The 10,840-nt window shown below is 73.4% G+C and carries 6 protein-coding genes; all 6 read left to right on the top strand.

Translation table 11 applies throughout. From position 1 onward, the window contains the following. Positions 1-3 precede the first annotated feature (3 nt). A complete protein-coding gene (locus tag ABZ154_RS04840) occupies positions 4-1,206 on the top strand; it encodes a CDP-glycerol glycerophosphotransferase family protein (protein ID WP_356829041.1) in 1,203 nt (400 codons plus the stop codon). A 106-nt stretch (positions 1,207-1,312) separates the two neighbouring features. After that, entirely contained in the window at positions 1,313-2,101 is a 789-nt protein-coding gene (locus tag ABZ154_RS04835) for a methyltransferase domain-containing protein (protein WP_356829039.1), read from the top strand. Between the two features lie 11 nt (positions 2,102-2,112). Then, entirely contained in the window at positions 2,113-3,012 is a 900-nt protein-coding gene (locus ABZ154_RS04830; RefSeq protein WP_356829037.1) for a TylF/MycF/NovP-related O-methyltransferase, read from the top strand. Between the two features lie 254 nt (positions 3,013-3,266). After that, positions 3,267-6,788 carry a CDP-glycerol glycerophosphotransferase family protein gene (locus tag ABZ154_RS04825; protein WP_356829035.1) on the top strand — a complete coding sequence of 1,174 codons (3,522 nt, stop codon included), beginning with the start codon at positions 3,267-3,269 and terminating at the stop codon, positions 6,786-6,788. Continuing rightward, complete coding sequence (locus tag ABZ154_RS04820; protein WP_356829033.1) at positions 6,785-9,691, top strand: CDP-glycerol glycerophosphotransferase family protein; 2,907 nt, start codon at positions 6,785-6,787, stop codon at positions 9,689-9,691. Before ABZ154_RS04825 ends, ABZ154_RS04820 begins: the two co-directional genes overlap by 4 nt. Further along, a complete protein-coding gene (locus ABZ154_RS04815; RefSeq protein ID WP_356829031.1) occupies positions 9,688-10,830 on the top strand; it encodes a glycosyltransferase in 1,143 nt (380 codons plus the stop codon). Before ABZ154_RS04820 ends, ABZ154_RS04815 begins: the two co-directional genes overlap by 4 nt. The last annotated feature ends 10 nt before the right edge of the window (positions 10,831-10,840 follow it).

The raw sequence follows: 10,840 nt of genomic DNA, 5'->3' as shown, positions 1-10,840 counted from the left end.
GCCATGCCCTCCAGGCCGACCAGAGCATCCGTGAAGCGGTTCGTCCGCCGGCAGGCCATGCGCGCCGCCTACCGTACCGACCTCCACCGCCCCCTCGACCCGAACCTCGCCGTCTACGGGGCCTACTGGAACAGGGGCGTCGCCTGCAACCCCGCCGCCATCCACGCCAAGGCCCGCGAGCTCGCCCCGCACATCAGGGGCCTGTGGGCCGTCTCCTCCCGGCACCGCCACCGGATGCCCCGGGGTGTGCCGTACGTCATCGAGGGGTCGCGCCCCTACTGGCGGGCGATGGCCACCGCCACGTACCTGGTCAACAACTCCAGCTTCCCCGGCGGCTTCACCAAGCGCCCCGGCCAGCGCTACCTCCAGACCCACCACGGCACCCCGCTCAAGACGATGGGCCTGGACCAGCGCTACTACCCCGCCCTGGCCCGGAAGGCGGACTTCGCCAAGGTCCTCGCCCACGTGGGCCAGTGGGACTTCAGCCTCTCAGCCAACCCGCACAGCACCGAGGTCTGGGACCGCGTCTATCCGGCCCCTTCGGACAGCCCGCCCTACGAACGGCTCGACCTCGGCTACCCCCGTAACGACGTCTACTTCACCGCCACCGCAGAGGACATCGGGAAGGTCCGCGCCGAGCTCGGCATCCGATCGGACCAGACCGCGCTCCTCTACGCCCCGACCCACCGCGACTACCGTGAGGGCTTCGTCCCCGACCTCGACCCCGAGCACCTCGCCCGCCAACTCGGGCCGTCGCACGTTGTGCTGGTGCGCGCCCACTACTTCTACGGCCGGTCCGCCGGAGTCGAGGGCGCATCGGCCGGCACCGGCCGGGTCCTGGACGTCACCACGCATCCCCGGGTCGAGGAACTCTGCCTGGCCGCCGACGCGTTGATCACGGACTACTCGTCCCTGACCTTCGACTACGCCTGCCTGGACCGCCCGATCGTCGTCCACGCCCCCGACTGGGACGCCTACCGGACCACCCGCGGCACCTACTTCGACCTGCTCTCCGGCCGGCCCGGCGACACCCCCGGCACCGTCACCACCACCCCCGGCGAGCTGGTCGAGGCGTTCCGGACGGGGGAGTGGTGCTCGCCCGCGTCGGCCGCTCTGCGCACCGCGTTCCGGGAGCGGTTCTGTCCCTACGACGACGGGCACGCGGCGGAACGGGTCGTACGACGGTTCTTCGGCACCCCGCACTGACGCGCGCCACCCGAATGGCCCAGGCCCGCTCCTCCGAGCGCTCCCTCTGCCCCGCCCGCTCGTTGATTCCAACAGCTCGCGCACACCGCCAGGTTGGGAGACGTCCATGCACCGGTCCGCCTACGAGCAGATGGAACTCTGCATCAAGGAGTATCTGCCCGTCGAAGGGCCAGTCGAAGGGTCCGTCGATGGGCCCGTCGCAGGGCCCGCGTCCGGCACCTACCGGGTCGTCGACCTCGGCTCCCGTGTCTCCGGCAAGCAGACCCGTACCCACCGGGCGCTCCTCGCCGGACACCCCGTCGACTACTTCGGGGTCGATGTGCAGGACGGTCCCAACGTGGACGCGGTCATGAAGAAGCCGTACCGCATCCCCGCCCGCTCCGACAGTGCAGATGTCGTGCTCTCCGGGCAGGCGTTCGAGCACATTCCGTTCTTCTGGGCCTCCATGCTGGAGATCGCACGTGTTCTGAAGCCGGGCGGCCACGCCTTCATCACCGCACCCTCGCGCGGCCATGTCCACGATGCCCAGGACTGCTGGCGCTACTACCCGGACGGGTTCCGCGCCCTTGCCGCTCACAGTCGGCTCGAACTCCGCGAGGCCTACACCGACTTCCCGCCGCGGAAGGGTATCTGGCACGACTACCGGGCCATCGACGGGAAGGCCGCCTACTGGGGCGACTCGGTCGGTGTCTTCCGCAAACCGCGGCGCTACCCCCGGCTGACCATGTTCGCCGTACGGGAGCTGGCGGTGTGGTGGGCGAACCGGGTCGGCGGTGTCGGCTCGGTCCCGCTGCCCCCGCCGCTGGACGGCCGCGAGCAGTGCGGACGCCCGAAGACCGTGCCCGCGCAGGCGCCCGCTCTCGAACAGGATCCGCCCCGATCAATGGCAGGTTGACGAAAGGTGACATGCGCCACAAAGCGCGCGTACTGTCCCGGGGCATGGCTTGGCGCAACGCCGTCAACGGCGTCCTTCAGCAGCTCACCGGGTACCAGCTCAGGCGCGTGACGGTGCCCGCCGCCCGCACGGCCCCGGCCGAATCCCTGGCCGCATCGACCCCGGCCCCGGCGCCCCCGGAGCCGGAGGTGAAGGAGCCCGCGGCGACGAAGTCCCCGGCGAAGAAGGCCTCCCCGGCCTTCCCGGAGGACTACGACGACGAGGCCAGGGACATCATCCGGGCGGTCAAGCCGTACTCGATGACCTCGCCGGAGCGGCTCAACGCCTTCATCCTCGCCACCCGGTACATCGCCCGGCACAGCATCCCGGGTGACATCGTCGAGTGCGGAGTCTGGCGCGGCGGCTCCATGCAGGCCTGCGCCAGGACCCTGCTCTCCGTCGGGGAGACCGAGCGCGAGCTGTACCTCTTCGACACGTACGAGGGCATGACCCCGCCCACCGCCGAGGACCTGCGGCGCGACGGCCGCCCGGCGCAGGAACTGCTGGACGCCCAGGGCAAGGACCGGCCGATCTGGGCGGTCGCCTCGCTGGAGGACGTCCAGGCCGGGTTCGGACACGTGCCGTACCCGAAGGAGCGCGTCCACTACGTGCGGGGGCGCGTCGAGGACACGGTCCCCGAGCAGGCGCCCGAGCAGATCGCCATCCTGCGGCTCGACACCGACTGGTACGCCTCCACCAAGCACGAGTTGGAGCACCTCTACTCCCGGCTGGTCAGCGGCGGAGTGCTGCTGATCGACGACTACGGCTACTGGCAGGGGTCGCGGCAGGCCGTCGACGAGTTTCTCGACAAGACCGGTGAGCGGCTGTTGCTGCTCCGCATGGACGAGGGCCGGATCGCCGTCAAGCCCTGACTCCGTCCCCTGGCACGCCCTCACACCCCCGCACCCCCCTCACACACGGCAGCAGCGAGCCCCGTGCCCTTTCCGGTACGGGGCTCGACCGCGTCGCGGGCGCGCCCCCGGACGCGTGAACCCGCCCCCCCGTCACCCGAATGGCTTCCCTCGGGTGACCGGTCCCCGTGGAGCGGGTTGTACCCCACGGCCCCCTCATCCCCCTTGACGGCCGTCCCCCCGATGTCGTCCGCCCGGAAGGATCGTGCGCTGCGATGGCACCCCGTCTCACCGTCGTCGTACCCCTCTACAACGTCGAGGAGTACCTCGGTGCCTGCTTGACCTCGCTCGCCGAACAGACCATGGCGGACCTGGAGGTGGTCCTCGTCGACGACGGCTCCACGGACAACGGTCCGGCGCTGGCACAGGAGTTCGCCGACCGCGATCCCCGCTTCCGGCTGATCCGGCAGGAGAACGCCGGGCTCGGCGCGGCCCGTAACGCCGGGGTCCGTGAGGCCGCCCCGAAGGGCGAGTTCCTCACCTTCGTCGACAGTGACGACGTCGTACCCCCCGGCGCGTACGAACGGATGCTCGCCGAACTCGACCGCTCCGGCTCCGACTTCGCGACCGGCAACGTGCTGCGGCTGCGGGCGAACGGGGTGCTCGAACAGTCCCCGATGTTCCGCAAACCGATGGAGAAGGCCCGCCCCGCCACCCACGTCACCCGGGACTGGATCCTGTTGGGCGACCGCATCGCCTGCAACAAGGTGTTCCGCCGCACCTTCTGGGACGAGCACGCCTTCACCTTCCCGACGGGCGTGCTGTACGAGGACATCGCCGTCGTCCTGCCCGCCCACTTCCTGGCCCGCTCGGTCGACGTCGTCGAGGAGCCCGTCTACCACTGGCGCGACCGCGACGGCTCGATCACCACCCGGCGGGCCGTCCCCCAGGGCATCCGCGACCGGGTCACCGCCGTCACCGCCGTCAGCAGCTTCCTCGCCGGCCGCCCCGACCTGGCCGAGGCCAGGCGCCGCTACGCCGCACACGCGCTCTCCGGCGACCTGTGGCTGTTCATCGAGGCCCTGCCGGACGGGGACGAGGAGTTCCACACGGCCTTCCTCGACCACGCCGGAGCCTTCGCCGCCACCGTCGAGCCCGCCGTCCTGGCCGGTCTGCCCCTGGACCTGCGCGTCAAGTGGCAGCTCGTCCGGGAGCGCCGGATCGCCGAACTCCTCGCTCTGCTGGCGGAGGAGAGGACGGACCGGGACGCCTTCCACGTACGCGGACTCCTCCGCCCCCGCGCCCACCACCCCGCCGTCCGCGAGCCGCTGCCGCCCGCCACCACCGCGCTCGCTCCCGCCGACCTCCCCGTCCACGCCCACCTCACCGAGGCCGTGTGGCGGGACGGGCTGCTGCGGCTGACCGGGTACGCCTACGTGCGCAACGCGCCGGGCGGGCCTCCGCGGCTCGGCTGGCTGCGGTCCGGGAAGCGGCTGATCCCGCTGCGCCTGCGGCCCACCGGCGGCGACGAGGCCACCGCCCGGTCCGGGCGCTCCCTGCACCGGTACGAGCGCGCCGGATTCGAGGCCTTCGTCGACCCGCGCACGATCGCCGCCAAAGCCAAACCCAAACCCAAAGCCAAGGTCAAGACCACCGCCGAAGCCGGGCGTACGTCCTGGAAGCTGGAGGTAGCCCTGTTCGGCGCGGGCCGCGTCCGCCGGGGCCCGATGCGGCTCACCGGCACCCCCGCCCCGCCCGCCGCCCTGTACACCGATGAGCGGACCCGGGTCGTCCCCGTCCTCTCCGGCAACAAACTGGAGCTGCGCACCGAACGCGTCGCCGCCGTCCTCTCCGGACAGTCGGCCGTCGACGACGACTCCGTGCGCCTCGAAGTCAGGGTCCTCGACGACGACGGGCCCGTCGCGCTGCGGCTGACCGAGTGGCGTACCAAGGAGACCCAGGAGTTCGCCCTGCGCGGTTCGCTGGGCTCCCGGGCCGCGGATATCCCGCTGAGCGCTTTCCGGGGCAGGGACGAGATCTGGGGCGTGCAACTGATCGGCGGGAGAAGCCGGTTGAACGTGGCCGCCCGGACCGACGCCGAGGACGGCCGCTACCCGCTCCCCGGCGGACGTGAGCTGTACGCGGCACCCAACCCGTCCGGCGACCTCGTCCTCACCGACCGGACCGTGCAGCCCGTCGTCACCTCCGTGCAGTGGGCCGAGGACGGGCAGCTGGTCCTCGAAGGCGCCTTCCCGGAGCCGTCCCGCACCATCGGCGAGCTGGTGCTGCGGCACAGCGGGCACCACGAAGAGGCGTCGGCAGAAGTGGAGGTGGCGGAGAGCGGCCACTTCCGGGCCGTGGTCCGCCCCGCCGCCGTCGACGGGCCGGGCGGGCCGCTGCCGCTCGCCGAGGGGCGCTGGTACCTCTTCCTCCGCGAGCCGGGCGAGCGCGACCCCGACGCGTACCGGCCGCTGCGCCTGGCCACGCCGCTCCACGCCACGCTCCCCCTCCGACGGGAGGCGGACGGAAGGTCCCTCACCCTCCAACGGCGCTACCACGACCGGCTCGTCCTGGAGTCGGGCAGCGCCCTGCCGGTCGCCGAGCAGGGGCCGTACGGGCAGCGCATCCAGCGCGAGCGGTACGCCGCACTCCGCGCCGTCGGCCGGGACCAGTTGCGCCGGGCTGTCCTCTACTCCAGCTTCGACGGCCGCCAGTTCTCCGACTCCCCCCGCGCGATCCACCGCGAACTGGCCCGCCGGGGAACGGACATCCAGCACCTCTGGGTCGTCCGTGACCAGCAGGCGGCCGTGCCCGAGGGGGTCCGCGCCATCGCCCTGCACAGCGCCGAGTGGTACGAGGCGCTCGCCCGGAGCCGCTGGGTCGTCACCAACACCCACCTGCCCGGGTGGTTCGAGCGGGCCGAGGGGCAGTGCGTCGTCCAGACCTGGCACGGCACCCCGCTCAAGCGCATCGGCCGCGACCTCGCGGGCACCCCGCACGCGGATGCCGCCTACATGGCCTCCATGGAGCGCCGGTCCGCCCAGTGGAGCGTGCTCGTCTCCCCGAACAGCTTCTCCACCCCCGTCCTGCGCCGCGCCTTCGGCTACCCGGGCGAGGTGCTGGAGTGCGGCTACCCGCGCAACGATCTGCTGTTCGCGCCCGACCGGGCGAAGGTCGCCACCGCCGTACGGGAGCGGCTCGCGATCCCCGAGGGGCGGCGGGTCGTCCTGTACGCCCCCACCTGGCGCGAGGACCGGCCCCGGCAGGGCGGGCGGTACGACCCGGACCTGCGGCTGGGCCTGGACCAGGCCCGCGAGGCCCTCGACGACGACCACGTACTCCTGGTGCGCCGCCACTACCTCGTCGGCGGCAGCGTCCCCGACACCGACTTCGTGCGGGACGTCTCGCGCCACCCGGATGCCGCCGAACTCCTGCTCATCAGCGATGTCCTGGTCACCGACTACTCCTCGATCATGTTCGACTTCGCGCAGACCGGCCGCCCGATGCTCTTCCACACCTACGATCTGGCCCACTACCGGGACACCCTGCGCGGCTTCTGCTTCGACTTCGAGCACCGGGCCCCCGGGCCCCTGATCTCCGACTCCGCGGGCATCGTGGCCGCCCTGCGCGACCCGGAGGCCGCCGTCGCGGGGCACCGGGAGGCGTACGAGCGGTTCCGGGAGGCGTTCTGCGATCTCGACGACGGGACCGCGTCCGCGCAGGTCGCCGACCGGATGCTCCAGGACGGCTCCGGGCCCGAGCGGAACGACTCGGGGCGGCAGGAGGCGCGGGCATGACCGACTTCAGCTGTGTGATCACCAGCGGCGGGGACACCGAAGGGGCCGGCGGAGCCGACGCCCTGCGCGCTTCCGTCGGGTCCGTCCTCGGCCAGTCGCTGCGTGCGGCCGAGGCCGTCGTCGTCCTCGCCGCCGGCGCCGACGCGCCCACCCGTACCGCCGCCCGCGCCCTGGCCGACGGCTCCCCCGACCGGGTCCGCCTGATCCGCGCCGACCCGGCCGCCCGCACCACCGGCGCCCTGCGCAACACGGGCCTGGACGCGGCGACCGGTCGGTACGTCCTGGTGCTCGCCCCCGGCGAGCGCCTCCACCGCCATGCCTGCCGCAACCTCTGGCAGGCGGGCGAGCGCAGCCGCGCCGACCTGGTGGCCGGGCGGTGGAGCCGGACCGTGGGGGAGGGCGGCAAGGAGGAGGAGCCGCCGGGGCAGGACGAGCTGTACGCCCGCTCCCGCACCGTCGCCCGGTTCGCCGACGCGCCCGGGCTCGTCGTCCGGGACACCCTGGTGACCGGCTTCTGCCTGCGCCGGGAAGCGGCCTCGCGCCACGGGCTGCGGTACGAGGAGGACCTGGCGCACGGCGAGATCCTCTTCGGCCCCCTCGCCGCCGCGGCCGTCGGCCGGATCGCCCTGGTGCGGCGGCTGATCGTGACCGGCCGGGCCGTACCCGACCGGGCCCGCGACCTCAGCGCCCTGGTGGAGGCCCACCGCCGGGTCGTGGGCGCCCTGGACGCCCTCGGGTTGCCCGCGCTGTGCGAGGAGCGGGAGCGCGCCTTCGTACGGGACCATCTGGTGCCGCTGGCCCGCTCCTTCCCCCGGCTCCCCGCCGCCCGCCGCGCCCGGGCCGCCGCCACGGCGGCCCGGGTCCTGACCGCCCCGGTACCGGGGGCGCTGCCACCGCTGGAGCGGGTCGCGGCCACCCTGCTGGCCCGGGGCGACGCGGAGGGCGTCCTGACGGCGGCGTACGCGCTGAGCCGGCCCGCCACCGTCTGCGCCCCGGTCGTCACGGGCAAGGGCGGGCGGGCGGAGTGGGACGACCGCTGTCCCGTCGACGTCACGGAACTCGGCCACCAGTACCGGGAGTTCGGCGAGGCCCGGCTGATGAACCGGCTCACCCGCTGCACCGCCGAGGAGGGCCGGCTGCTGCTGGAGGGCCGCCTCGTGGTGCCCCGGCACATGGCTCCCGATGCCGACCTCACCGCCACCCTGGAGTTCCGGGCCCGGGGCGGGGCGCGCGCCGTAGCGTTCCCGGTGGCGGACGTACGCCACGACGGGAACGGGATCACTTGGGGGGCGCGCGCCGACGTCACCCGCCTCCTGCGCCCCCTCGGCGTCCGCGACACCGCCTGGGACGCGCGGCTGATCGTGGAGGCGGACGGGGAGCACGGCCGCGCCCGGTCCGTCAGTGACCTCTTCGGCCCGCAGGACCTGGTGGACGGCGCGGTTCGGTTCACAGCCCGGCCCCGGCTCGGGCAGTTCGCCGGGGACACCTGGGAGCCCTACATCACCCTCAAGGACCACCTCGCCCTCCGCCTCACCGCCTGCCGCCGCCCGGCCCGGACCACCCGCCGCCTGGTGCGGTACGCCACCCACTTCCGCCCCGCCCGGAAGGCGAAGTCCCTCGTCCGCGCCCTGCGCAAGCGGCTGGACCGCTACCGCTCCCGGAGCTTCAAGGCGACCGCCTACAACACCTGGCTCCTCCGCCTCCCCGTGCGCCGGGGCTCCGTTGTCTTCGAGAGCCACATGGGCCGCTGCTACGGCGACAGTCCGCGCGCCCTCCACGAGGAGATCCGCCGCCAGGGGCTGAAGCTCCGCTCCACCTGGTCCTACGACACCTCCCCGGCCGGCTTCCCGGACGACGCCCGCCTCGTACGCCGCTGGTCCTGGCGGTACCTGTGGGCGCTGGCCCGCGCCGAGTTCTGGGTCGACAACCAGGGCTTCCCCCAACACCTGCGCAAGCCCGCCCGCACCACCTACCTCCAGACCTGGCACGGCTCCGCGTACAAGCGCATGGGCTTCGACGAGACCCGCGTACGGCTCCTGGCCGAGCCCCAGCGCGAACGGCTCCAGCAGGCCGTCCACCGCTTCGACCACTTCCTCGTCCGCTCCGAGCACGACGTGGCCACCCTCGCCCGCGCCTACCGCCTCCCCGATGACCGGCTGCTGCGCACCGGCTACCCGCGCAACGACGCCCTGGTCGCGGAGCGCACCCGCACCGAGACCGAGGGCCGGCTGCCGCGCCCGCCGCTGGCCGGGGCGCTGGGGATCGCCGACCACAAGAAGGTGGTCCTCTACGCGCCGACGTTCCGGGGCGGGCCGGCGGCGGGAGGGAAGCAGGCCAGGCGCCGACCGCTCCTGGACGTCAGGGAGTTCGCGATGCGCTTCGGGGACACGTACACCCTCCTCGTCCGGGCGCACTACCTGGAGACTGCCCGGCTTCCCGTCTGCCCGCCCGGCACGGTGATCGACGTCTCGCGCCACCACGACGTCAGCGAGATCCTCGCCCTGGCCGACGTCCTGGTCACCGACTACTCCTCGATCATGTTCGACTTCGCGCTGCTGGACCGGCCGGTCGTGCTGTACGCCCCCGACCTGGACGTATACGCCGCCGAGCGCGGCAGCTACTTCGACCTGCGGGGCAAGGCGCCGGGCCCGGTCACCGCGACCCAGGAGGAACTCTTCGCCGAACTGGCCGAGGTGAAGAAGTCAGACATCCGGTGGGCCCCGCAACGGGCCTCTTTCGCGCGGGAGTTCGGCCCCTACGACCGGGGCGACGCCGCCCGACGGGTCGTCGCCGCGGTGTTCTCCCGCCAAGGCGCCGACCAAGGCGGCCACCAAGCCGCCCACCAGGAAGCCCGTCAGGGAGTCCGCCACACCACCGACCACGACCGGGGGGCCGGCCGATGAGCCGCGACGTCTTCATCGTCTCCAACAGCACCGACGAACTCGGCGGAGTCACCGCCTGGATGCACCAGACCGCCCGCCTCTTCACCGAGCAGGGCCACCGCGTCCACACCATCGGCATCCACGCCTCCGACCGGAAGATGGCCCTTCCCGCACGGCCCGGCCACCCCGTCACCGCCCTCTACCCGGCCCACCCGCCGACTCCCTGGACGCCCCAGGGCATCCGGGACCGCTTCCGTATCCCCGCCCGCCGCCGGGAGGCGGCCCGGGTCGCGGAGAAGCGGCGGGCGGTCGCGCGGCTCTCGGCTCTCTTCGCCGCCGCCCGGCCCGGCGCGGTCGTCGTCGTCACCCAGGTCTGGGCGATGGAGTGGGTCGGGGAGGCCGACACCACCGGGCTGCGGACCATCGGGATGAGTCACGAGTCCTACGACTACTCCCGCGCGAGCCACCGCTACCGCTGGATCAAGAACCACTACAAGGACATCGACCACTGGCTCGTCCTCACCGAGGAGGACGCCGACCGGTGGGCGGGCGACGGCTTCGACAACGTCGGTTTCCTCCCCAACGCCCTCGCCCGCCTGCCCCACCTCCCCTCCCCACGCACCGCGAGGACCGTGGCGAGCATCGGCCGCCTCACCGACCAGAAGGGCATCGACCTCCTCCTCGACACCTGGGCCCTGGTCGCCCCCCAGCGCCCCGACTGGCGGCTGCGCGTGTACGGGACGGGCGAGGACGAGGCCGCGCTGAAGGCTCAGTGCTCGGACCTCGGGCTCGACGGGTCCGTGGAGTGGATGGGCCGTACGGACGACGTGGAGGCGGCCCTCGCGGGCGCCTCCGTCTTCGTCCAGTCCTCCCGGGGCGAGGGCTTCCCGCTGGCGCTCCTGGAGGCGATGGCCAGCGGGGTGCCGTGCGCAGCCTTCGACTGCGCGCCCGGCGTGCGCGAGATCGTCCGGGACGGCGAGGACGGGCTCCTCGCCCCGGCCGGGGACACCACCGCCCTCGCCGACCGGCTGCTCCGGCTGACCGGCAACCCCCGGCTGCGCGACGCGCTGGGAACCCGGGCACGGTCGGGCGCCCAGCGGTTCTCGGAGCCGGAGGTGGGGCGGCGCTGGGAGGAGCTGTTCGCGTTCCTGGAGCGGTGAGCGGGGTCTC

It is taken from the genome of Streptomyces sp. NPDC006261, from assembly GCF_040613515.1.
Taxonomy (GTDB): Bacteria; Actinomycetota; Actinomycetes; order Streptomycetales; family Streptomycetaceae; genus Streptomyces.
Note: the sequence above shows the minus strand (reverse complement) of the source record. Positions and strands in the feature narration are given on the sequence as shown.